At 69.9% G+C, this 23360-nt stretch carries 18 protein-coding genes and 1 tRNA gene; 3 read left to right on the top strand and 16 right to left on the bottom strand.

Annotation, left to right across the window (positions count from 1 at the left end; translation table 11 throughout):
- From TR50_RS39120 to TR50_RS39150, 7 genes are all read right to left on the bottom strand, one after another.
- Nucleotides 1–251, bottom strand: a 251-nt coding sequence (locus TR50_RS39120) for a Rho termination factor N-terminal domain-containing protein (RefSeq protein ID WP_042434142.1), incomplete at its 3' end; no start/stop codon positions are given.
- Nucleotides 252–681: 430 nt separating this feature from the next.
- Nucleotides 682–1635 carry a homoserine kinase gene (gene thrB / locus TR50_RS39125; RefSeq protein ID WP_042434146.1) on the bottom strand — a complete coding sequence of 318 codons (954 nt, stop codon included), beginning with the start codon at nucleotides 1633–1635 and terminating at the stop codon, nucleotides 682–684.
- A gap of 442 nt (nucleotides 1636–2077) precedes the next feature.
- Nucleotides 2078–3154, bottom strand: a complete 1077-nt coding sequence (thrC, locus tag TR50_RS39130) for a threonine synthase (RefSeq protein ID WP_042434155.1) — start codon at nucleotides 3152–3154, stop codon at nucleotides 2078–2080.
- 6 nt (nucleotides 3155–3160) lie between these two features.
- Entirely contained in the window at nucleotides 3161–4456 is a 1296-nt protein-coding gene (locus TR50_RS39135; protein ID WP_042434158.1) for a homoserine dehydrogenase, read from the bottom strand.
- Nucleotides 4457–4659: 203 nt separating this feature from the next.
- Nucleotides 4660–6057: a diaminopimelate decarboxylase gene (gene lysA, locus TR50_RS39140; RefSeq protein ID WP_042434161.1), complete on the bottom strand. Its 1398-nt coding sequence runs from the start codon at nucleotides 6055–6057 to the stop codon at nucleotides 4660–4662.
- An 89-nt stretch (nucleotides 6058–6146) separates the two neighbouring features.
- On the bottom strand, nucleotides 6147–7808 hold the full coding sequence (gene argS, locus TR50_RS39145; protein ID WP_042434163.1) for an arginine--tRNA ligase: 1662 nt from the start codon (nucleotides 7806–7808) through the stop codon (nucleotides 6147–6149).
- Between the two features lie 122 nt (nucleotides 7809–7930).
- Nucleotides 7931–8362 (bottom strand): response regulator, encoded by a 432-nt coding sequence (locus tag TR50_RS39150; RefSeq protein ID WP_042434165.1) that lies wholly within the window; start codon nucleotides 8360–8362, stop codon nucleotides 7931–7933.
- Nucleotides 8363–8503: 141 nt separating this feature from the next.
- On the opposite strand from TR50_RS39150, the gene TR50_RS39155 reads away from it, so the two are divergent.
- Together TR50_RS39155 and TR50_RS39160 are read left to right on the top strand one after the other, a co-directional pair.
- Nucleotides 8504–8575, top strand: a tRNA-Arg gene (locus tag TR50_RS39155).
- Nucleotides 8576–8774: 199 nt separating this feature from the next.
- Nucleotides 8775–9383 carry a Uma2 family endonuclease gene (locus TR50_RS39160; RefSeq protein WP_042434169.1) on the top strand — a complete coding sequence of 203 codons (609 nt, stop codon included), beginning with the start codon at nucleotides 8775–8777 and terminating at the stop codon, nucleotides 9381–9383.
- Between the two features lie 48 nt (nucleotides 9384–9431).
- Here TR50_RS39160 and TR50_RS50250 read toward each other — a convergent pair whose 3' ends face one another.
- The 5 genes from TR50_RS50250 to TR50_RS39185 are packed head-to-tail and all read right to left on the bottom strand — an operon-like array spanning nucleotide 9432 to nucleotide 17725.
- Nucleotides 9432–11267, bottom strand: coding sequence for a DNA cytosine methyltransferase (locus TR50_RS50250; protein WP_369405814.1), 1836 nt, complete (start codon nucleotides 11265–11267; stop codon nucleotides 9432–9434).
- Nucleotides 11264–12163, bottom strand: coding sequence for a hypothetical protein (locus tag TR50_RS48315; protein WP_201776932.1), 900 nt, complete (start codon nucleotides 12161–12163; stop codon nucleotides 11264–11266). The genes TR50_RS50250 and TR50_RS48315 overlap by 4 nt, the downstream gene beginning before the upstream one ends.
- The gene (locus TR50_RS39175) at nucleotides 12160–14094 is read right to left on the bottom strand and encodes a hypothetical protein (RefSeq protein ID WP_152648878.1); all 1935 of its coding nucleotides are present in this window, start codon (nucleotides 14092–14094) and stop codon (nucleotides 12160–12162) included. Before TR50_RS39175 ends, TR50_RS48315 begins: the two co-directional genes overlap by 4 nt.
- 35 nt (nucleotides 14095–14129) lie before the next feature.
- Nucleotides 14130–15152, bottom strand: coding sequence for a PD-(D/E)XK motif protein (locus TR50_RS39180; protein WP_042434176.1), 1023 nt, complete (start codon nucleotides 15150–15152; stop codon nucleotides 14130–14132).
- The gene (locus tag TR50_RS39185) at nucleotides 15149–17725 is read right to left on the bottom strand and encodes a Z1 domain-containing protein (RefSeq protein ID WP_042434179.1); all 2577 of its coding nucleotides are present in this window, start codon (nucleotides 17723–17725) and stop codon (nucleotides 15149–15151) included. The genes TR50_RS39180 and TR50_RS39185 overlap by 4 nt, the downstream gene beginning before the upstream one ends.
- Nucleotides 17726–18111: 386 nt before the next feature.
- On the opposite strand from TR50_RS39185, the gene TR50_RS39190 reads away from it, so the two are divergent.
- A complete protein-coding gene (locus TR50_RS39190) occupies nucleotides 18112–18552 on the top strand; it encodes a very short patch repair endonuclease (RefSeq protein WP_042434181.1) in 441 nt (146 codons plus the stop codon).
- A 3-nt stretch (nucleotides 18553–18555) separates the two neighbouring features.
- On the opposite strand, the gene TR50_RS39195 is transcribed toward TR50_RS39190, so the two are convergent.
- The 4 genes from TR50_RS39195 to TR50_RS39210 form a co-directional block, all read right to left on the bottom strand.
- The gene (locus tag TR50_RS39195; protein WP_042434184.1) at nucleotides 18556–19647 is read right to left on the bottom strand and encodes a DNA cytosine methyltransferase; all 1092 of its coding nucleotides are present in this window, start codon (nucleotides 19645–19647) and stop codon (nucleotides 18556–18558) included.
- Between the two features lie 442 nt (nucleotides 19648–20089).
- Entirely contained in the window at nucleotides 20090–20701 is a 612-nt protein-coding gene (locus TR50_RS43365) for a prepilin peptidase (RefSeq protein WP_152648879.1), read from the bottom strand.
- 95 nt (nucleotides 20702–20796) lie between these two features.
- Complete coding sequence (locus TR50_RS39205; RefSeq protein ID WP_152648880.1) at nucleotides 20797–22515, bottom strand: mucoidy inhibitor MuiA family protein; 1719 nt, start codon at nucleotides 22513–22515, stop codon at nucleotides 20797–20799.
- On the bottom strand, nucleotides 22512–23360 hold an 849-nt coding region (locus tag TR50_RS39210; RefSeq protein WP_042434187.1), incomplete at its 5' end, for a DUF4139 domain-containing protein. The genes TR50_RS39205 and TR50_RS39210, both read right to left, overlap by 4 nt.

Here is a 23360-nt window from a genome sequence, read left to right on the forward strand (position 1 = left end):
GCCGGCGGCTGCGCGGAGGCGGCGAGCAGCGGGTCGCCGCCGCTCTTCTCCTTGATGGCCTCGATCAGCTGGCTCTTGCGCATCCGGCCGGTGCCGCTGATGCCGAGGCCGGAGGCGAGCTGCTGCAGCTCGGCGAGCACCATGCTGTTCAGCCCGGTGCCCGTGGTCCGACGGCGCTTCGGCGCGGGAGCCGTGGCGTCCGACGCCTCGGCGTCCGGACGCGCGCCCATCAGATCGGTGGTGTCGCTCACGAAGGGTCCTTCCCTGGAGCGGACGTCGGCCTTTCTGGCTCGGCGACCGGTCGTGCTGTCCGCCCTGCGCTCTTCGGCAGGACGTGGCTGCGTGGTGAAACGTTGGAAACCCGTGCGGCCGTGCGATGTGTCAATGGCGCTGCGCACGAACGCGTCCGGGCCCCCTGCGCGTGGCGGCTACGGCTCGAAGGCGGTCTTCGCCGACACGGCGTCGGGATGCGGTCACAGTGGCGCAGGCAGGCTGCATACGCGATGTGGCGGGCTCCCGGAGAATTGCTGTCCCAGAGGTGGGGACGCTGTGCACCGGGCGGCACTGGGCGCCTGGTGCAGACATGAGATTAACACTACTGGACCCAACAAACATTCCCCCACTCTGCGAGTGTCAATCGTGTTCCCACTTTCCCCGGGGATTCGCCCTTCCCTTCTCCCGCTATTGCTGGGCCAAGGGCAGGATGGCGGCTCCTTCGGTGTCCAGCGCCAGACGGTGCGCGGCCCAGCCCTCCCCGGCGAAGGAGAGGACCTTGTCCGCGGTGCCCTCGTCGGTCAGGGCCAGCACCGTCGGTCCGGCGCCGGAGATCACGGCGGCGATTCCCTCCGCCCGCAGGCCCGCGACCAGCGCGGCGCTCTGCGGCATCGCCGGGGTGCGGTAGTCCTGGTGCAGCCGGTCCTCGGTGGCCGGCAGCAGCAGCTCGGGACGGCGGGTGACCGCCTCGACGAGCAGCGCGGCACGCGCGACGTTCGCGGCGGCGTCCGCGTGCGGCACGGTCGCGGGCAGCAGGCCTCGCGCGACCTCGGTGAGCACCGGGTTCGCCGGGATGAACACCACCGGCACAACGTCGGCGTGCGGCGCGACGGTCACGGCGTGCGCACCCGCGCCCGCGGCGTGGACCGCGGCGTCGCCCTCGAAGGCGTCCGTCCAGGCGATGGTGAAGCCGCCGAGCAGACAGGCGGCGACGTTGTCCGGGTGACCCTCCAGCTCGGACGCGAGGGCGAGCGTCGCGGCCTGGTCCAGCGCCTCGGTCCCGCCGACGGTCACCGCGCGCGCGGCCATGATGCCCGCGCAGATCGCGGCGGAGGAGGAGCCGAGGCCGCGGCCGTGCGGAATCCGGTTGGCGCACACCACTTCCAGCCCGCGCGGCTGACCGCCCAGCCGGTCGAAGGCGGCGCGCATCGCGCGCACCACGAGGTGCCGCTCGTCGCGCGCGAGGGTGTCCGCGCCCTCCCCCGCGATGTCCACGTGCAGGCCCGCGTCGGCGACGCGCACGACGATGTCGTCGTAGAGCCCGAGGGCGAGGCCGAAGGAGTCGAACCCCGGCCCGAGATTGGCACTGGTCGCGGGTACCCGCACCCGTACGGCGGCGGCGCGGAAGGCGGGACCTGCCATTGCGTGGACTCTCTCCTGCGGAAAGCGGCGCGAAGCACACACATCTGCGAACGTGCGCTTGGGGTATGACGCCAGCGTAGCGAAAAGGGGCTGTTCAGCGGTACACCCCCGCACGGGGGTGTCGCGCTCACTTCAGGGGCGCGGGACGTTGCCGTCCAGGGGCGCGAGGCGGGCCGGCGCTGCTCCCGCCTGTGGTTGCACCCCCGAGGGGCGAGAGGCGGGTCACTGATAGTCCCGCCCGCGGTTGCACCCCCAGGGGCGCGAGGAACTGCGCGAGCAACCACCCACGGGGGCACCCCCGACCGAAGGCTTGCGGAGGATGGCCCTGCTCGTTCGGCGACTCACCGCACAAGGCGGCTTGTCGCGCCCACGCTGGGGGCCCCTCCCGGCCGAAGGCTGGGGGAGGAGCCGCATATCGGCAAAGCCCCGCGCCCCTCCTGGCTTACGCCAGGCCGAGGCGCTCGGCGGCGGCGGTGGCGTCGATCGGGACGACGGTGGGCTGCGGGGCGCCCATGACTGCCCAGTCGGGGTCCTTGAGGCCGTTGCCGGTGACCGTGCAGACGATGCGCTGGCCGGAGTCGATCAGGCCCCGCTCGTGCGCCTGCAGCAGGCCCGCGACCGACGCGGCCGACGCGGGCTCGACGAAGACGCCCTCGCGGGAGGCCAACAGCCGGTAGGCCGAGAGGATCTGCCGGTCCGTCACCTTGTCGATGAGGCCGCCCGACTCCTCGCGGGCCGCGATCGCGTACTCCCACGAGGCGGGGTTCCCGATCCGGATCGCCGTGGCGATCGTCTGCGGTGCGAGGACCGGCGCGCCGTCGACGATGGGCGCGGAACCCGACGCCTGGAAGCCGAACATGCGCGGCGTCCGCTTCGCCAGGCCGTCCTTCGCGTACTCCTGGTAGCCCTTCCAGTAGGCGGTGATGTTGCCCGCGTTGCCGACCGGGAGGACGTGGATGTCGGGGGCGTCGCCCAGCGCGTCGACGATCTCGAAGGCCGCCGTCTTCTGGCCCTCGATCCGCACCGGGTTGACCGAGTTCACCAGCGCCACCGGGTACTTGTCGGACAGGTCCCGCGCCAGCGTCAGGCAGTCGTCGAAGTTGCCGTCGACCTGGAGGATCTTCGCGCCGTGGACCAGGGCCTGGCCCATCTTGCCCAGCGCGATCTTGCCCTGCGGCACCAGCACCGCGCAGACCATCCCGGCGCGGACCGCGTACGCCGCGGCCGAGGCGGAGGTGTTGCCGGTGGACGCGCAGATGACCGCCTGCGCGCCCGCCTCCTTGGCCTTGGAGATCGCCATCGTCATGCCGCGGTCCTTGAAGGACCCGGTCGGGTTGGCGCCCTCGACCTTCAGGTAGACGTCGCAGCCCGTGCGCTCGGAGAGCAGCTGCGCCGGGACGAGGGGCGTGCCGCCCTCGAGCAGGGTCACCACGGGCGTGGATGCGGTGACCGGGAGCCGGTCGCGGTACTCCTCGATGAGGCCGCGCCACTGGTGGGTGTGCTGGAGGGTGGTGCTCATATCGGGTTACTCCCCTTCGACACGCATGATGCTGGCCACGCCACGGACGTGGTCATGAGTGCGCAGTTCGGCGACGGTGGCGGACAGCGCGGCGTCGGTGGCGCGGTGCGTCACCACGACGAGCGAGGCATCGCCGTCCCGGCCCTGCTGGCGGACGGTGTCGATGGACACCCCGTGCTCGGCGAAGACCGTGGCGACCTGGGCGAGGACACCTGCCTTGTCGGCGACGTCCAGACTGACGTGGTAGCGGGTGACCACGTCGTCCATGGGGTTGACGGTGAGCTGAGCGTACGCGCTCTCGCCCGGTCCCGTCGCACCGGCCACCTTGTTGCGGCAGACCGCGACCAGATCGCCGAGGACCGCGGACGCGGTCGGCGCGCCGCCGGCGCCCGGACCGTAGAACATCAGCTGGCCGGCGGCGTCAGCCTCGACGAAGACCGCGTTGTAGGCGCCGCGCACGGAGGCCAGCGGGTGGCTGAGCGGGATCATCGCGGGGTGGACGCGGGCGGTCACCGACTCCTCGCCGGATGCGTCCTTGGCGCGCTCGCAGATGGCGAGCAGCTTGACCACGCAGCCCATGGCCTTCGCCGAGGCGATGTCCGCGGCCGTCACCTCGGTGATGCCCTCGCGGAAGACGTCGGCGGCGACCACGCGGGTGTGGAAGGCGATGCCGGCCAGGATCGCGGCCTTGGCGGCGGCGTCGAAGCCCTCGACGTCGGCCGTCGGGTCGGCCTCGGCGTAGCCGAGCGCGGTGGCCTCCTCCAGCGCCTCGGAGTAGCCCGCGCCGGTGGTGTCCATCTTGTCGAGGATGAAGTTGGTCGTGCCGTTGACGATGCCGAGCACCCGGTTGACCTTGTCGCCGGCCAGGGACTCGCGCAGCGGGCGGATCAGCGGGATCGCGCCGGCGACGGCGGCCTCGTAGTACAGGTCCGCGCCGGCCTTCGCGGCGGCGGCGTGCAGCGCGGCGCCGTCGACAGCCAGCAGGGCCTTGTTGGCGGAGACGACGGACTTGCCGCCCTCGAAGGCCGACAGGATCAGCGAACGGGCCGGCTCGATGCCGCCGACGACCTCGATGACGACGTCGACGTCGTCCCGCTTGACGAGACCCTCGGCGTCGGTGGTGATCAGGTGCTCCGGCACGCCGGGGCGCGGGCGCCCGGCCCGGCGGACGGCCACTCCGGCCAGCTCGACGGGCGCGCCGATGCGCGCCTCCAGGTCGGCGGCGTGCGTCGTCATGATGCGTGCCACCTCGGAGCCCACTACTCCACAACCGAGGAGCGCCACCTTGAGCGTACGCATCATCCGACTCCGTCCTGCCTGTTTGTCGCTGTCGCCGTGTTGTTCCACCGAGTGACAGCAGCTGATGTTGGCCTGTGGCTACAAGTCTCTGCGACTCGCCCGCCGAATCTTCGGCCGTTCCACAGATTGAGACACGAATTCCGCTGATCGATACCGAGCCGCCGGAAATCCTCCGGAAATCCTTCTGCCGCGTCCCGCGGTCTCGCTCACCCCACGTCGAGGCGGAGCAGGTCCTCCTCGGTCTCGCGGCGGACGATCACCCGCGCCTGGCCGGCGCGGACGGCGACGACCGGCGGGCGCAGCGCGTGGTTGTAGTTGCTGGCCATCGAGCGGCAGTAGGCACCCGTGGCCGGCACCGCGAGCAGGTCCCCCGGTGCCAGGTCGGCGGGCAGGAACGCGTCGCGGACGACGATGTCCCCGGACTCGCAGTGCTTGCCGACGACGCGGCTCAGCATCGGCTCCGCGGTCGAGGAGCGCGAGACGAGGGAGACGCTGTAGTCGGCGTCGTAGAGGGCGGTGCGGATGTTGTCCGACATGCCGCCGTCGACGCTGACGTAGGTGCGCAGGCCCTCCAGCGGCTTGACCGTGCCGACCTCGTAGAGCGTGAACGCGGTCGGCCCGACGATCGCCCGGCCCGGCTCGACCGAGAGCCGCGGCACCGCCAGCCCCTCGGCCGCGCACTCGCGCCTGACGATCTGCGTCAGCGCGGTCGCGATCTCGTGCGGCTCGCGCGGGTCGTCCTCGCTGGTGTAGGCGATGCCGAGGCCGCCGCCGAGGTCGATCTCCGCCAGCTCGACGCCGTGCTCCGCCTTGATCTGCGCCAGCAGCCCGACCACGCGGCGCGCCGCCACCTCGAAGCCGGCCATGTCGAAGATCTGCGAGCCGATGTGGGAGTGGATGCCGACCAGCTCGACGCCGTCGAGCATCAGCGCCCGCCGCACCGCCTCGGCGGCGTCGCCGCCGCTGAGCGAGAAGCCGAACTTCTGGTCCTCGTGGGCGGTGGCGATGAACTCGTGGGTGTGCGCCTCGACGCCGACGGTGACGCGCAACAGGACGCGCTGCCGCACGCCCTGCTCGTGGGCGACCCAGGAGAGCCGGGCCAGCTCCTCGAAGGAGTCCACGACCACGTGCCCGACGCCGGACTTGACGGCGTACTCCAGCTCGGCACGGGTCTTGTTGTTGCCGTGGAAGGCGATCCGCTCGGCCGGCATCCCGGCGGAGAGCGCGACGGTCAACTCGCCGCCGCTGCACACGTCGACGCTCAGCCCCTCCTCGTGCAGCCAGCGGACGACGGCGCGGGAGAGGAACGCCTTGCCGGCGTAGTAGACGTCCGCGTCCAGGTGCGAGAAGGCGTCCTGCCAGGCGCGGCAGCGGGCCCGGAAGTCGGCCTCGTCGAGGATGTAGGCGGGCGTGCCGAACCGCTCCGCGAGCGTCAGCACGTCCAGACCGCCGACGCTGACGACGCCGTTCGCCGGGTCGCGCCCGACCGTCGTCGACCAGACCTTCGGGTCGAGCGCGTTGAGGTCGGCGGGCGGCGCGGCGTAGTGGCCCTCGGGCAGCACATCGCCGTGGCGGGGACCGGCGGGGTGGGCGGAGCGGCTCATCTCTCGTCGTCTTCTCTCGTCGTCTTCCTCGTAGACGCTGGCCTTACAGCAAGGGCCCGAAGCCTTGGTCGGCTTCGGGCCCTGCTCTGCTACATCCGTTCGGGCGCGGAGACGCCCAGCAGACCGAGGCCGTTGGCGACCACCGTCCGCGTCGCCTCGGCCAACCAGAGCCGGGCGCGGGTCAGGTCGGTGACCTCCTCGTCGCCGCGCGGCAGGATCCGGCAGTTGTCGTAGAAGCGGTGGTAGTCGCGGGCCAGCTCCTCCAGGTAGCGGGCGACGCGGTGCGCCTCGCGCAGCTCACCGGCGGTGGCCAGGACACCGGGGAACTCGCCGAGGCGGCCCAGCAGCTGGTTCTCCCACTCGGTGCTGAGCAGCTCGGGCTTGAAGTCCTCGGCCGCGCCCTTGTCGATGCCCAGCTCGGCCGCGTTGCGGGCGACGGAGGACATGCGGGCGTGCGCGTACTGGACGTAGAAGACCGGGTTCTCGTTGGTCTGGCTGGTCAGCACGTCGATGTCGAGCGTGAGCGTGGAGTCGGTGGGGACGCGGGCGAGGGAGTAGCGCGCCGCGTCGACGCCGATCCAGTCGACGACGTCGTCGATGGTGATGATGTTGCCGGCGCGCTTGGACATGCGAACCTCTTCGCCGTCCTTGAGCATCTTCACGAACTGCCCGATCAGCACCTCGATGTTGTGCGACGGGTCGTCACCCGCGCACGCCACGATGGCCTTGAGGCGGCCCACGTAGCCGTGGTGGTCGGCGCCGAGCATGTAGACGTTGACGTCGTTGCCGCGGTCGCGCTTGTTCAGGTAGTACGCGGCGTCGGAGGCGAAGTAGGTGGTGTCGCCGTCGGCCTTGATCAGGACGCGGTCCTTGTCGTCACCGAAGTCGGTGGTGCGCAGCCAGACGGCGCCGTCCTGGTCGTAGACGTGGCCCTGCTCGCGCAGCCGCTCGACGGCCTTCTCGACGGCGCCGGAGTCGTGCAGCGACTTCTCGGAGAACCAGACGTCGAAGTGGACGCCGAACTCCTCCATGGAGCGCTGGATCTCGGCGACCATCAGGCGCAGGCCCTCGGAGCGGAACCTGGTGAGCTGGTCGTCCTCGCTCTCGGCGAGGATCCCGGGGTTCTGCTTGACGATCTCCGCGGCGATGTCGTTGATGTACTCGCCGACATAGCCGTCCTCGGGGACGGGCTTGCCGTTCGCGGCGGCCTGGAGCGACTTGCCGAACTTGGAGATCTGCACGCCGGCGTCGTTGATGTAGTACTCGGTCGTCACGTCGGCGCCGCTGGCGCGCAGGATGCGCGCGAGCGAGTCGCCGACGGCGGCCCAGCGGACGCCGCCGATGTGGATCGGGCCGGTCGGGTTGGCGGAGACGAACTCCAGGTTGATCTTCTGGCCGGCGAAGGCGTCGCCACGGCCGTAGGCGTCGCCGGCGGTGACGATGGTCCGGGCGAGCTCACCCTGCGTCGCGGCGTCGAGGGTGATGTTGAGGAAGCCCGGCCCCGCGATGTCGATCTTCGCGATCCCGGGCAGCTCTCGCAGCCGCGCGGCGACCAGCTCGGCCACCTGTCGCGGCGGCCTGCCGGCGGCCTTGGCCAGCTGGAGCGCGACGTTGACGGCGTAGTCGCCGTGGTCGCGGTTCTTGGGACGCTCGACGTTCACCGTCTCGGGGACGGCGACGGTCAGCTCGCCCGCCTCGACGGCGGCGCTGACTGCGGCCTGGACTGCCTGGGAGAGCTCTGCGGGTGTCACGGGCCAAGCCTAGGCGAGAGCGGCCCCAACCCTGGCATCCGTTCTGCCGTCCGAGACGCGACCGCTCCGCTCACCCCGCGCGTGCCTCACCCCGGCCGCGCCGACCCGCGGGACACGCGCGGTCACTTCGTTCGCCGTGGGCGAACGGCTCCGGCGCGCCCGTCCTCCCGCCGCACCACCCGGCCGGCGGCCAGCCGGCGCACCAGCGCGACCAGATCCATCGGCTCGAACGGCTTGGCCAGATACCCGTCGACCCCGACGGACTCCCCGCGCTCCAGATCCAACTGCGTACAGGCGCTCACGATCGCTATCGGCAGATGGCTCGTCCGCGGATCGGCCCGCAACTGCGCCGCCGTCCGCAGCCCGTCCAGCCGGGGCATCACCACATCCAGCGTGACCACGTCCGGCGCCACGGCACGCACGACATCCAGACACTCGGCCCCGTCGGCGGCGGTCACCACCTCAAAGCCCTCGAGCTCCAGGTTCACCCTGATCAGCTGACGGATCACCGCGCTGTCATCGACAACGAGCACCCGCCCCGACTCGCCTGACACATCACTGAGGGTATGCGGAGGAACCACCCTCCGTCCCCGTTTTGCCGACTTCCGCCGAAACCGGTGAGGATCCCTTCCCAGAAACCCTGTGCGGAGCAGGGCGCCGAGACTGGTAGTGTTCTCCACGTCGCAAGACAGTGCGCCCCCGTAGCTCAGGGGATAGAGCACCGCCCTCCGGAGGCGGGTGCGTAGGTTCGAATCCTACCGGGGGCACTTCGCAGGAAGCGCAGTGAAGTTCCAGGCCTAGATCAGCGAGATCCTCTCGCAGAGCTGGGCCTTCGTCGTTTCCGAGGCAGCGCTCCTGAGGGCGCGTCAACGACGCCGGGGCCGGTTCACGCGTTGGTGCGATCCCCGCCGAATGCCCGTCGGTAGGCTGGACACAACGGCGAGACTCCGTCCCATGGGAGCACCGATGAGCGTCCTGCCCGAGGCCTCCGAGCCCAGTTGGCCGATCCCGCCCGCGGGCGGCTGGACCGCCGACGACCTCGACCGGCTTCCCAATCTGCCTCCGCACACGGAGTTGATCGACGGGAGCCTCGTCTTCGTGAGTCCGCAGACCGTGTTCCACACCCGTGCGGTGAGCTTCTTCGAGCGTCAGCTTGAAGCCGCCGCTCCGCCGGATCTGGAAGTAATCCGGGAGTTCACCATCGACATCGACTGGCAGAACCGGCCCGAGCCCGATGTCGTGGTCGTGCGCGGCGGCGCGATCGTGGATCCCGAGCAGACCCGCATTCCCGCGTCTTCGGTGACGTTGGCGATCGAGGTCGTGTCACCCGAGTCCGTCTCCCGGGATCGGGAGACCAAGCCGACGAAGTACGCCAGAGCCGGCATCCCGTACTACTGGCGGGTGGAGAACGACAAAGGCCGGGCCGTCGTCTACGTCTTCGAACTGGAGCCCGCCACCCGGGTCTACACCCCGACGGGGATCTTCCACGAACGCCTGAAGACCTCCGTACCGTTCCCGGTCGACCTCGACCTCACTGCGATCACATCCCGCCGGGGCGCTGCCCAGGAAGGGTGACGCTCCGGCGGGAAGGCGAGCCCGACAATCAAGATCACCGCTAGCCTTCTAGCGGGTCAGGGCTGCTGCAATCGCGCCGCCGACCGCAGTTGCAAGCGGCGGCGGCATTGCGTGTCCGATCTGCCGGTACTCCTTGGTCTTGCCGCCCGCGAAACCCCAGTCCTCGGGGAAGCACTGCAGGAGAGCCGCCTGGCGAACCGTCAGCTTCGGTGACTCCCCCGGCGGGAAGTCAGCATCCGGAACATCGTCGCCGAGGCTGTTCCCGTTGACACCGAGAACAGCCCAGGCGTTCTTGGTTCCGGTCGGCCCCAGATCGGCACCACCACGCCGGTCCGATCCGCCTACGAGGGCCGGACCCACCTTGTCCGCGTTAGCCGCCCACGATCCCGCCCCGGGCCAGCCTGCTGAGGCCATGGAGGTCGCAAGGACCTGCCCGACTGTTCGGCGCTGGGCAGGAATCGGTGCCGGCCAGACGAAGGCCGAGTGGTACGGCTCGGTGAGCGCGACGAGCAGGCCGCAGCGTCGATGCTGCGGCACGCCGAAATCGGCGGCGTCGAGAACCCCCCAGAACACGTGATAACCCTGCTTCTGAAGCTCCTCCTCGATCAATGAGCGCTCCGAGACGAAATCGTCCTTCTCCACGAGCTCTGGCATGTTCTCCAACAGCACTGCCTTCGGCCGGATCCGGGCTACCAGATTGACCGCCGTCTCGAAGACCTCGCGCTCCTCGTGGTCATCCGAGCGCGCCGCTGTAGCTGCTGATTTGATGCGCGGAAGGCCACCACTGAGAAGGTCCACACCCATCGCTTTGGGATGCTCGTCCGGATCGAATGCACGTACGTCGCCGCACCGGATATCCCATGAGGGCCGGTTGAGGCCGACGGTCCTACAGACATGCTCCTGGTGGTCGATCAGGAGGACCGGGTCGAAACCCGCCCGCTCAAGCCCGAGGGCCTGACCTCCCGCACCGGCGCAGAGCTCCACCGAGGTGAGGCGGCGCGGGGTCGCCGGCGGGGCAAGGACCCAGTCGTCCTCCGGTACTGCATCAGAGGGCACTGTCCCGGCGAATGCGGCGTCGACTGTGCTCGCGAGCTGGTCGGAGCTCAGCTCCCCGCCTCGCGCTCCGACGAGCAGCGCGGTCACGGATTCGCGGAGTACGGCGCGCAGTTCGTCCTCCAATGCGCTCGCCTCGACCGCGTCGAAGAGTACGAACGGCGCCAGGCGGAGAAGGCGCTTGAGGAAGTCACGCAGCGTCTCACGCTCGTTGAGGCCGGTGAGCCCCGTCAGCGCGACCTCGTTCCAGACCTTCAGGATGGCTTTGACCATGTGCGGGCTGCCGCCCAGGGCGGCACGCCGGGCGTAGATCTGGTCGAAGGCCGCCTCGCCGAGAATTCGGAGCGAGGCGTACGGGTCCTCGTCCCGGGGCGAGTGCACCAGCTGGGCGCGCCACCACATGCGGCCGAAGACATGCCTGGTCAGGTCCGTGCCGAGGACGCGGTCCCGGGGCGGGGAGGGGTAACGCCAATAAGCGATGTCGGGGAGCAGAACCAGCGACAGGAACGTCCACACATCACGGGAGGCCGCCTCAGCGGGCACCAGGCCCATGCTGTCGTGCAGCAGCCTCGCGAGGCGCACGTCGAATTCAGTGTTCTCACTGCGGCTCGAACGGTCGGGAAAGCCCGCCTCGCGGGCCAGAGTCTCAACCGCGCTCCTCAGTTCCTTCAACTGCGCTTCCGAGACCCTGTCGCCGCCGGTCGCGACGTAGACGGCCGACTCGTGCGAGGCGCGCGCCCGACCGCAGAGTTCGGGCACGGAGAGCTCGCGGTACTCGTCGAAGAGCGCTCTGGCCTGGCCCGGCAGCAGTCTCGGGTACAGGTAGCTCATCCGGACTCCTCGAAGATCTTGACGGCAGCCTGGAGCTCCGACGCGAACAGGCTCGCCGACTGCTCACGGAGCAGTCGCACGTCGGTGATGGTGCGCTGCGGGAAGAGCTGGTCGAACAGAGCCATGCAGGTCATGCCCAGGGAGTCATCGGGGAATTCCGCTTCGTCCATGAAGTCGGGCTGACCCAGGGCATGTTCGAGCATGGTGCGCGCCGCGTCGGCGTACACGGCCGAGAGGACAGCCCTGTCCACCGGCCGCGGTCTGGCAGCGTTCTCGAAGGCGGTGGCGGTGAGGGTGTTCTTCTCGTTGATCAACAGCAGCAGCGACCCCATCGTGGCGCTTTCCAGGCTGCCGCTGATCTGAAGGTGCCAAGCCGCCCGGTCCGGGAAGGAGGTGTGCGCGAAGTCGATGACCGCCATCGGGAACTGCGGAGCATCCCCTTGGAGCCGCAACTGATCGCGATCACTCCACAGCACAGACCCCGCCCGGCGCGGAGCGGAGGGCCTGCCGTCAGGTCGCCGTTCGGCCAGTACTAGGGCCGTGTCGAGGACGAGCAGGCCGCCGAGGTCCGCCCCACACAGGTGGGCCTGGAGTTCCACGTCCACCATGCCGGTTCCGCTGAGCAGGGCATGATGGGCGGGGCCGCTGAGGTTGGAACCGGTCGCGTTCCAGACCGCGCTGAGAGCCAACACGGCGTCCGCGGGGAGACCGGTCTGAGCCCGCACTTGATCGACGTTGACCTGAACCTTGCGGCGTAGGTGAAGGTCCATCTGGTAGTCCCAGTCGGGCAGAGCCTCCGGCAGGGGCAGCTCGCCGTCCTCGGTGACCAGATGCCATATCCCGGCTCTGACGGTGTCCAGGGCGGGTACCCGGTACGGCAGTGCGCGCAGGCTCACGAGGCTTGCACCGCCTCGACCTTGACGCCGATCTCGGTCATGGTGTCCGGAGCGGGCAGAACGAGAGCGCGCCAGATCCGGCCGTCGCCGCCTTGCATGACGCACGTCGGTGTGTCACTGACGACTCCTTGACTGTCCTCCCAGCCGGCCAGCTCGGGCATCCGTGCGCCCTGCGGGGGCTCGGTCTCACGTCCACCCGCTCCAGGAAGCGTGACCGCGAGTTCAATGCGCACCCGCTGCGAGAGCGCCACGGGCAACCGGAACTCCTGCACCAGGACCGTGGCTCCCTTCCGCTCGTCGTAGTACGGCTCGCCCACGTACTGCACACGCGGCCGGGGAGTCCCCCTCCGACCGGTCGCCGAGACCTCATCCGGCTCCGGCCAGTCGCCCGGCACGCCTGGAACACCGGCCCCTGCGGAAGCAGCACCATGTGGCACGTACTCCTCCTCGGCGGCTGCGTCGCCGGCCTTCGCCCTGCGACGCGACACAGCCTGGGTCGTACTGCCGGGCTTGGCGTACGCGGTGGCGCCGCCGATCCCCCAGGCTCCGCCGACGAGCCCGGAGAACATCGAGCTCGCCGCGCCCAGCGCCACTTTGGCCGCTCCGTCACGGACTCCGCCGCCCAGGTTGAGCAGCCCGTCGACGCTCTCGGCCAGGCGGGTGAAGGTCGTTCGGACGAACGTGCTGTCCGGGTGCTCCAGCGGCTGATGGTGCCAGGCGTCGTGGGTCGGTGGCTCGGCCTGGGCGTAGACGTCGTCCATCGCCGTGTCGGCACGGAAGGTCCCCGCGTAGCCGAGGTTCTCGCTCGGCGGTCGCACCCCTTGCCAGTACGTGACGACGAGCTCCGCGGGGCGCATCAGGCACACGTGATGGAGCAGCCTGTCGACGCCGACCATGCGGGCGGCCAGGGTCGGCACCAGCGGTGGCATGATGCGCTTGACCAGGCCCAGGCGACCGAGGTGCCGCTTGGGTCGGTGGCAGTCGAGTGCGAGCCCGTTCGGACCGACCATGTCCTCATACGCGGCGACGAACATCTTCAGGCCCGGGGTGGTTCGCGGATCAGGCACCGGGTGCTCGACTCCGTCGCAACTGACGGAGAACCGCATGGCCGGCCCGCCTCCGCCGGTCTCGATCATCTTCGGCCACAGATGCCAGGCCAAGGTGTCCGCGAGATAGTCGGCGGCCTCGACCGGCTTGAGGGTCTCGTCATCACGCTGCAGCAAGGGATCGACGACGACGATCGTCGTGCCGGTCTCAGCCGCGCCGAACGGCTTGAGGCCGAGTCGGCGCGCGACACCCTCAGCTTCGGGCCCCGTCAGGGGCTCGATGACGTCGCCCGACGTGTCTCCCCACCAATGCCGTCCGGTGTAACGGCGCTTGCCCCCGTCCTCGTCGACGACGTAGCTCTTCCACATCGCACAGCCCATCAGCCGCGTCTCGTACGAGCCGTCTGCCGACCTGCACCGCGTGTGCACGATGATCACACCGGGTTTTGAGATCAAGTAGAAGATGCCCTTGCCGAAACCGTAGGTTCCGCCGCCCAGTGCCGTGTCGCGCGGCTCACCGATGTTCCGGATGAACGAGACGAAGTCACGATCCGAGTCGGACGCCCTGTCAGCCCGGGTCGGTCCACCGAGTCCGGTGGTCCCCCGATCGGAAACGGCCAACACCTGCACTGCCCCGCGCCGTAGCGAATCCCTGAGCGGCAGGTACGCTGCCGCCGGCGCGTCGTTCAGGAGCAAGTCACGCCAGGCGCCGACGTGGGCAGGGCTGACGGTCCACAGATCCAACCGGTAGTCCACGGGCAGGCCGGTGTCTTCGAGGTGGGCGTCCCAACTGTTCTGGGCGGACTCACGGACAAGAATGGTCATCAGATCCAACTCGGGGCGGCCGAGCTGGTTCCGGATGCCTTCGGCAGCGCTGGCGCCCAAAGGCGGGTAGGGCTGGGAGAACCAGCCTGGAGTCGTCATACGGGGTGCTCCACCAGCATCCCGTGCAGGGCGTCGATCACTTCATCCTCTCCCATTGGGGCGGGCTGGTCCCCCGAAAGGTCGATGGTGTACTCCACGTTCAGCGCGTCCACAGGCAACCCCGCCTCTATGAGCTGCTGCCCCGTCAATTTGGGGAACCCGGCATCCACCCGGTACCAGCGCTCCTCAGTGGTCTCGAACCGGAGCGCTTGATAAATCTCCGCGTCTACGGCCTGGTATCCGACCTCCGCCAGAAGCGAGAGGAGCGCGTTCTCGTCGTCGCAGAGCTCCAACGCCCGCTCGACCAGCTCCACGAGGCCCACGCCACCTTCCGCGGCCCGTCGCAGACGCAGCCAGACGAGTTGCAGACCGCCGTCGCTCGGGCTCTCCAACTGATCGAGTCCGTGTATGCGGGGGCGGCGACCCTCCGACGCAGTGGACGCCTTGACTTCGATCGCGCCGACAGGACCGACGAAGTCGTGTCGGCTCCCGCCAGGCCCGCGCCACAGCCGGTGCGCGCTCGGGTCTTGTTCCAAAAGGCGGTTGAGCACACTCAGTTCCCCGAACAGGCCGGCGAGTCGCTCCAGGTCGAGTGGCAGCCCCCTCGACTGGAAGAGCGCCTGCCATCGGTCGAGCACCCGGTACAGCGCCTTGAGCGGGTTCTCCGGGATCCTCCCCACCTCAACGAGCACGTCGGCGCACAGCCGGGTGAACAGCTCGTCGTAGGCCGGCTGCAGGCACCCCAGGTCCGCGTAGACCTGATAGCTGTCGGCGTCCTCCAGTGGTCTACGACGAAGTCGCAGAACCGGGCCGTCGAGTCCACGGCGCAGCTGCTGCCTGCCACGCATCGGGACCAACAGGTGCCGGTGTCCGTCGAAGTCGATGGCCGTCGCCAAGGACCCGTTCGCGGTCTGCACCGGCAATGGCGCAACGCGCAGACGGCGCTCCCCGGTAACCTGCTCGGCCGCCAGACTGGTCCACTGGTCCTCCACCACCTTCGCCGGCGTGCTCCCGGTCACGCGTCCCCCTCGTCGAGCGCACTCCAGTCCTCTTCCTCCAGCACGACGTTGGACAGGTCGGCGGATACATAGCCCCTCACCTCGCTGTCAGCACCGGACGGCTTGGGGAAGACCAGTCCCACACCGATCACGTGTTCCTCCGCGTCCAGCGGGGCACGTTGCTTCCTCTTCGCTTCGGAAGGCTGCGAGATGCGGTCGATCGGGTAGAGGACGAGCAGACCGTTGTCCGGGAACTGGCGCTCCCGCTCCTTCATGATCGCGGTTTCATCCAGCTTCGCGACATCGCCGGCGAGGTCTACGGCGGCATCCCGGCGGCTCATCAAGGTCTTGATGTCGGCGAAGTCCGCGCGCGGGCTCTTCCCGAGCTCGGGGGCGAGGCGGGCACGGGTGACCCTGCCGACCGCCGTTCCAGGAGCGAACTCGAAGGCATCCTCGGCCGCCTTCAGCGGCTTTCCGACGATCGCCACGTTCCATCGGGTCAGCGCACCTGCCGCCTGCACCCGCTTGCGGATGTAGTCGGAGATCAACGCGGCGTCACACTCCACGGACTCCTCGTGGAAACGGTACGAACCCAGGAAGGCGAGCACCAGCTCGTGTGGGACTTCCCGGAACAGGTAGCGCCCTTCCCCGCTGCGTTCCTCGACCCGGACGGCTTGCGACCGGGCCCCTTGCACCAAGGCCCGCGCCGCACCCTGGTTCTCGACCAGCCAGTCACGGTTGGTGTGGAAGTAGTGCGTCTGCACGCGCTTGCCGCCGAACGAGGAGGCGGCCATCACCGCGTTCTTCATCTTCGCCGCAGCGGTGACCCGCAGATTGGGATGGGTGCGCAGGCGCACCGCAAAGGAGAGGGGCGTCTCGTCCTCCGTGAGATACACGTCGATGTCACGCCGCATCTCGGTCTCAACGGTGGCCAAGTGCCGGAACCACTCTGCCAGTTCATCGGTCATCCAGATCCGGGGCAGGTCGGCGTACCCGTTGCGGAATCCGAACCAGCGCCCCATCTGGAGCAAGGTGTCGTACGCCGACACCGCACGCACGAAGTAGCTCACGGACAGGCCCTCGAGCGTCAGCCCGCGCGAGAGGGTGTTGCCGCCCACCGCGATCGCGGTGACCGGACCGTTTTCGTAGTCGAGCCGGGCATCACTGCTGGAGTTGTCCATGAGAATGCGGCAGCTGTCGAGCACCCCGACCAACTCGGGAAGCAACTCGTCGAACGCCACCTTCTTCTCGCCGAATTCCTCAGCCGAGACGCGGGAAGTCTCCCGCTCCCACAGACCGCGCAGTTCGGCGAGCAGCTCCGGGGTGGCGATCCGGACCTTGGTCTGATCCCGAAGGCGTCGGAGCGGCCGCTCGAAGCTGTTGTGCACCTCGGTGTTGACGCTGGTGTGGATCAGCATCGTGTTGTGCGGATTTCCCGTGCCACGAATCCTGCGGGCAGCGGTGACCAGCCAGAAGTAGTACAGGGACTCGCGCAGGGTGTCGGTGATGTACGGCTCGAACCCGTCCACTTCGTCGCGGCTGCGCGGGCGTACGCAGTCGATGTCGTCCTTGGGGATCGAACGGATCATGTCGTACCCGTCGTCGACCTGCTCCGGGTCCTCGCCGTCCAGGGCGTAGCGGCCGAAGAGCACCTCCGTGCCGAAATGCCCCTGGGGTTGGGGCAGGTTGACGATGAAGTCCTTCGGGTAGAGGTCCTCGGCGCTCGGGTCGATGAGCAGGTTCGCAAACGGCGAGGCGGTGTATCCGACATACGCGGAGCGCGGCAGACTGCCCATGATCTGCAGGATCAGCGGATTGATCGACCGCGTCGCGACCGTCGCCTGATCCGCCTCATCGTCGATGATCAGGGCAGGGCAGTCCTGCAGGTACTCCTTCGCCTGATCCAGCCAACGCGCGAGCCTCCGCAACACGGTGGCGTTCTTCTTCACCACGCACAGCACATGCGTCCGGTTGTTCTTGCCGAAGTAGGAGGCCGGGTTGGCCTGCGGCCGGAAGTCATCCTCCAGGTCGGTCATTTGTGACCACAACGTAGGGTTCGGTGCGACCAACTGCTTCATCAGACGCGCCTGGGTCTGCCGTCGCAGGCCGTTGTGGATGCCGGCGAGCACGATGATCAGCTTGTACCCCCGGTCGACCGCCTTGGCCGTGACCGCGGTGAAGCTGGTGGTCTTCCCGGACTGCACATAGCCGACCACAAGCCCGCGAGTCGCATAGGAGGACTCCCTCGGGTGGTTGAGAAGCGAGACGATGCGCGTGGATGACTCGTCCAGGCTTCGGATCGCCGGCTCCATCGGCCAGCCGTCCCGCTCCAGCAGTCGGACCAGTGCAGGCCAGCACTTGTCGCCGTCGCGCGGCCCGGTGTACCAGGTATCACGGTTGCCCAGCACCGCGGAGCGAGGCTCCTCGAGCTCCCTGATCCGGAGTCGCTCCTGCTCGTGGCGCTCGCGGATCCAACCGATCACCTCGGGCGACGTTCCGAAGATCTCCAGGCGCTTGATCGCTTCGGCCGGGGGATGCTTGTCCAACAGGTCCTTGAACGTGTCGTACAGCATCTCGTCGTACTGCTCGCCCATCCGAACCCCTGAATCCTCTCTCGTCGCCATGTCCCTTGTGCAACAGGAAGATTGGCATGACTGACGAACCCGCCCCACTCCAAGCCTGACGGGGAGTGTGGCATCGACACGCAGCGTCGTCACCGTACCTTCACACATTATGGGAGTGATCACGACGTCCCAGCAGAGGAAGGTTCGCCTGGAAGCACCTCGGGTCTCCACTAGCCTGGACCCTGTCGCCAGGCGACGCCGTCGCCGGATCGGAACGAACCGCGACAGTAGGGTGAAATCGGTCTGCGTCCGGCAGATTCAGTCCGCGCCCCGGGAGGTGGAGTTTGATGTCCGCCGCTTCTGACTGGACCCCGCCGGTCGGATCCTGGGCGTCTTCGGCAGGCAACCGACGCAGCATGCTGGGCAACCGCGGTCGTGACACCTCACCCGAGCGGGCACTGCGGTCACTGGTGCACGCCTCGGGTCTCCGCTACCGCGTGGCCGCAAGGCCCGAACCCGGCGTTCGACGAACGGCCGACCTCGTGTTCCGCCCGACCAAAGTGGCGGTCTTCGTGGACGGCTGCTTTTGGCACCGATGCCCCGACCATTTCACAGCGCCGAAGACGAACGCGCAGTTCTGGGAGGAGAAGATCTCCCGGAACGTCGTCCGCGACCGGGATACGGACGCCCGCCTCCAATCGGCAGGCTGGCTCGTCCTCCGCTTCTGGGAACACCAGACTCCGGAGGAGTGCGCGGCCGTCGTCCGCGCGGAGGTGCTGCGCAGGAGGAAGGATCTGGCCGCCCGCAGGACTGCGGGCGCGGCGAAGAGAGACCAGAGGTCCGAGACCAGCGGCTGACGCCTAGGGGACAACCTCGTGGTCGATTCCGTCGCTCAGGGACTTGAGCGCCGGAACCACCCGGGATTCCTCGATGTCGAGTGCAGCGGCGATGACATGCAGCGCAAGCCGTGGCGGAACCGCGTTTCCAACCTGCTGAGCGATCCCGTTCCCACGCCAACGGTAGTTCGGCGGAAAGGTCTGGAGTTGGCCCGCCTCGACGTCACTGAACCGCTTCAGATCCTCACCGTGCGCAACTACACGATTCCTTGAGATCTTTCCCGTCACGGTTGCGGACGGCTCGTCCGATCGCCGTCGACCCCTGGCTTTCGGATCCCCACCCGTACCGTAGTTGGAGACGACCTCGAATTTCTGCCCGACCCGGACGACGTCGTTCATGGCGATCCAGGGAGCCCGGTCGACGGAGCCCACGCCACGGGCGACGCCCTTGCGATAACGGTGGTGCGTCGGAGTCGGCAGCTCGGGAACTCCCTGCAACAACGCGCCCTCTCCCGACCACCGGGCGATCAGAATCGCGCGTCGCCGCGTCTGCGGGACCCCATACTCCTCCGTGTGCAGCACCTCCGGCTCTCTGACCTCATAGTTCTTTGAGCGCAGGATCTCTGCGTATGCGCGCCAAACCGGCAGGACCGCAGGAACCTGCTCGAGCACGATCGCCTGGTACGGCCTCCCGACCGCAATGGCACGCAAGGCCCACTTCAACGGCTCCAGCACAAGCCCGGTGCGTTCATCATCGAGCTCGGCCAGCTCACTGTCGATAACCTCGGGGTCCTCCCCGGCCGCGAGCCGACGTGCGAACCCGAGAACCCGGTCGAGCGCTTTCCGACCCGCGCCCTTGCCTGCGACGGTGAACGTCTGACAAGGCGGGCCGCCGGCGAGAACGTTGTGATCCGGGAAATCATCCGGGCTGAAATGCCTGACGTCGCCGTGCTTCGTGTCGAGACCGTTGGCGAGTCGAGTCGCGCACGCGTCAGCGTCCCACTCGATGCCCGTGGTCCGGATCCCGAGAAGATGCGCCGCCACGTCGAGACCGCCGGGCCCTGCGAAGAGGTCAATGATCGCAAACGGTGCGGTGGAGGGGACGGACGCGCGCATGCCGAGATCCTAGCGGGCGGTGGAACAGCGAGGCGGCTGGTACGTCGCCTCACCCTTGCTGCGAGTGAGGCTAGAGGAAGGCACTGACACCTGCGGTCTCCAACCTCGGCAGCAGTGCCGGCGGGGCGACCTGCATCCTGAAAGGCCCGAAGACATCGGGATGCCTGAGACCCGGCAGGCTGCGCAGGACTGACGCACGACCGTTCCCTTGTCGGCTCGGCCTCCGGGGGCTCGCACCCGCGCAGGCCGGGGTGCTCGTGGATCATCCATTTGCGGGGCCGATGGGCACTTCCCCGATGTCCCTGCCCAGAGCCCTCTGACCCCAGGACGAGGCCGATGGAGCGCTCGACAGCACGACGCTCCTCCTCCGTCAGGTCGGCGTCCGTCACCGCAGCCAACGCGGGCATACCTGCGGCCTCGGCGGTTGCGATGAGGCGGTCAATCAGAGCAGGAGGGCCAGCAGGGCGCCCGACATCATGAACGGGCCGAAGGGGATCTGGGTGCGGCGGGAGGCGCGGCGGGTCAGGAGGAGGGTGAGGGCCCAGGCCGCGGCGAGGAGGGAGGCGTAGACGGTGCCGGCGAGGAGGGTGCGCCAGCCGGTGCAGCCGAGGATGAGGCCGACCGTGGCGGCAGCCTTGACGTCACCGAAGCCGGCGCCGCCGAAGAAAGCGAGGGCGTAGTAGCCGGCCGTCAGGGCGAGGGCGGCGAGGAGGGCGCGGAGCAGGGCCGGGCCGTCGCCCGGGAGGGCGAGGAGCGCGAGCAGGACCGGGTAGGCGGGGAAGGTCAGCGCGTCCGGGAGGCGGCGGAGGCGGAGGTCCAGGGCGGTGAGGGCCGAGGCGAGGACCGCGAAGGCCGCGTGCGCCGGGAGGAGCAGGGTGAATCCGCCGCGCGCCGCCAGGGCGACGACCACGGCTAGCGCGCCGAGCGCGATCGGCAGCGCGTCGCGGCGCAGTGCGGCGCGGGTCTCGGCGTCGGCGGCCGGGAAGAGCCCGAGGAGACGGGGGCGGGGCTCGGCGGCAGGGTCGGGAACGGGGACGGACGGCGTCTCGGACATGGGCGCTCCGGTCACCGAGGAGGTCGACGGTCGGGTCTGGTCGAGCGGGTTCATCCTGACGCAAGGGATGAACGGATGTGTCCGCTTCCGGGAAGTCAGTCCGGCAGGGTGACTCCGCGACCGGCGACGATGTCGTAGCGGAGCAGCAGCGTGCGGCGTTCGTCCGGGGCGAGGGTGAGCTCCCAGCGGACGATGCCGTCCGCGTCGACGGCGTCGGGCGGCGGGGTGGTGCGCTCCTTGTCGACGCGGATCTCGACGCCCGACACCTCCGAGACCGGGATGCGCTCGCGGACCACCACTCGGACCGGCCCCGCGTCCGGCGGGGCGAAGCGGGAGAGGGTGACGCCGACCTCGCGGCCGCGCACGGAGCGGCCGGTGAGGGCCCCGGTCTCGCGGGTCTCGGTGACCGAGCGGACCGCCCGGAAGGTGTCCTCGCTGCCGAACCCGATCTCGGCCGTCGCACCCGGAGCGGTGAACCGCAGGTCGGCGCGGCCGACGAAGCCGCCGCGGCGGACCAGGTCGACCGGCCCGGACAGCAGCGGCTCAGCGGCGTCGGAGGTGTGGCGGAAGCGGACTGTGCGCACCACCACGGGCGTCAACTCCGGTGCGCAGCTGAGCTCGACGGACGCGGCGGCGCTGGCGCCGCCCAGGGCGACGCGGTGGGCGCGCCCGTCGCTCGGGACGGAGAGCGGCTGCGGGACGCTCAGGCTCCTCGCCTCGCCGCCGTCGTCGACGCCGGGAAGGACCGACAGGAGGGCCGGCGACGCCAGGTCCGCCGGGCCGACGTCGGGGATCTCGACCTCGCGCAGATCCACCTCGACCGTGCGGCGCTCCTCACCGCTGCGCTCGCGCAGCGTGATCACGTCCGGGGCCAGGTACGGCGGCTCGGCCGCGCGGGCGGGCCGGGCGGTGGAGAGGGTGACCCGCACGTCGTGCCAGGGCTCGCCGGTGCGCTGCCAGACGAACGCGTCGCGCTCCAGCAGCAGTCGCGGCTGCTCCCGCTCGTCCTCCTCCAGCGTCGCGCGGTAGGCGGGCCGCCACAGCGCGCACGGGGTGAGGTGTCGGACGCTCAGCTGCGCGTCCCCCGCCGATGCCGCGGGGAGCTCCACCGACGCCTCGATGTGGGCGCTGAGGACCATCGGGCGGGTCTCGGCGTCCTCCCAGGCCTGTTGGGCCCTGATGAGCTGCTCCTTGAGGCGACCGCGGCGGAGACGGGCGTCGCGCAGGGCCTCCGCGTGCTCCTCGTGCGCCGCCTCCGCCCGGTCCAACTCCTCGGCCCAGGACTGCGGTTGTGCCTCGCCCGCACCCGCGCCCTCGGCGATCGCGCGATGCAGGTCGCCGAGCAGCTGGTCCAGCACGGCGACGCGGCCGCTCAGGCGGTCGACTTCCAGCTCCGTGCGGCGCAGCTGCTCGGAGAGGTCGTGCACCTGCCGCTCGGTCGCGGAGGCGTCCTCACCCGGGCCGCCCGTGACGGCCGCAGGCGGCTGCGGAGTCCAGCGACGGACGACCCGCAGGTCCAGCACCCGTCCGTTCGGCACTCCGGCGAGCTCGCCGCGCAGCGAGTGGTCCACGACGAGCGGGGTGACCGGCCCGAGCCGGAGTCGGTGCACACCCGCCGGGACCGCGCCCAGCCGGTGCGTGCGGGTGAGCTCCGCGCGGTCCTCCAGCAGGGTCACGGCGGTGACGGGCAGCGGCAGCAGGTCGGCCGACGGACCCGCCGACGGATCTGCCCACGGACCTGTCGGCAGACCGGCTGACGCGTGGGGCTCGGGGGCGGACAGCGGGGTGGGCTGCCGGGTGTCGTCGTGGCTCATGCGTCCCTCCGGTTACCGCCGACGACGGCCTTTCCGGCCGGGAGGCGGAGCTGGTGACCGGCCGTCAGCGTCGTGCTGCCGCCGGCCGCGAGGACGACCTGCCAGCGCCGCAGGCCGCGTCGGCGCTGCTCGTCCTCCTCGGGCGGGACGACCGTCCACGGCGGCGTCGCGGGCGCGTCCTCGATCCGCACGTCCTTGTCGTCGCTCACCGGGACGCGTTCGAGCACCTCCAGCGAGACCTCGCGGCCGAGCCGGTTGGCGACCTCGATCTCGACCGTCTGCGCCACGACCGTTGTCGCGCCGCGCAGGCCGGAGGAGGTGGACTCGGCGGTCCGGACGCGCCGCGCGACCCGGATGCCCTCCTCGACGCCGATGCCGATGCGGCGGCGCTGTCCTGGCGCCAGCGCCGGCATGGCCACGGTCGCGGTGTACTCACCGTCGACCAGGATGTCGGCAGGACCGGCGAGCAGCGCGTGCGGGCTGGTGTTGGCCAGCTCGACCGCCGCGTAGACGGCCGGGTCGAGGGCCGGGACGCACAGGTGCCACGGCGTCAGTCCGACCGGGAAGTCGTCCACGGGCACGCTGTGCCACCGCCCGTCGGCCGGGACGTCGACGGACGCGGCGGCGTCGAACCGGTAGGCGAAGGAGCCGGGCGTGTGCCGCACGGGCGTCGCGTGCGGCGGCAGCGCGAGCCCGGCGACCGCGTCGGCGCGACGGCGGTACTCACCCTCCAGCGCGGGCCGGCGGTCCGCGTCCTCGGGCGCGAGGCGCCCGCGCGCGGCGGGGGCGGCGTCGGGGCCGCCGAGGACGAGCCCCGTGTAGTCCTGAAGCGCGGGGTCCGGCGC

The sequence above is a fragment of the Streptacidiphilus anmyonensis genome (genome assembly GCF_000787855.1).
Taxonomy (GTDB): domain Bacteria; phylum Actinomycetota; class Actinomycetes; order Streptomycetales; family Streptomycetaceae; genus Streptacidiphilus; species Streptacidiphilus anmyonensis.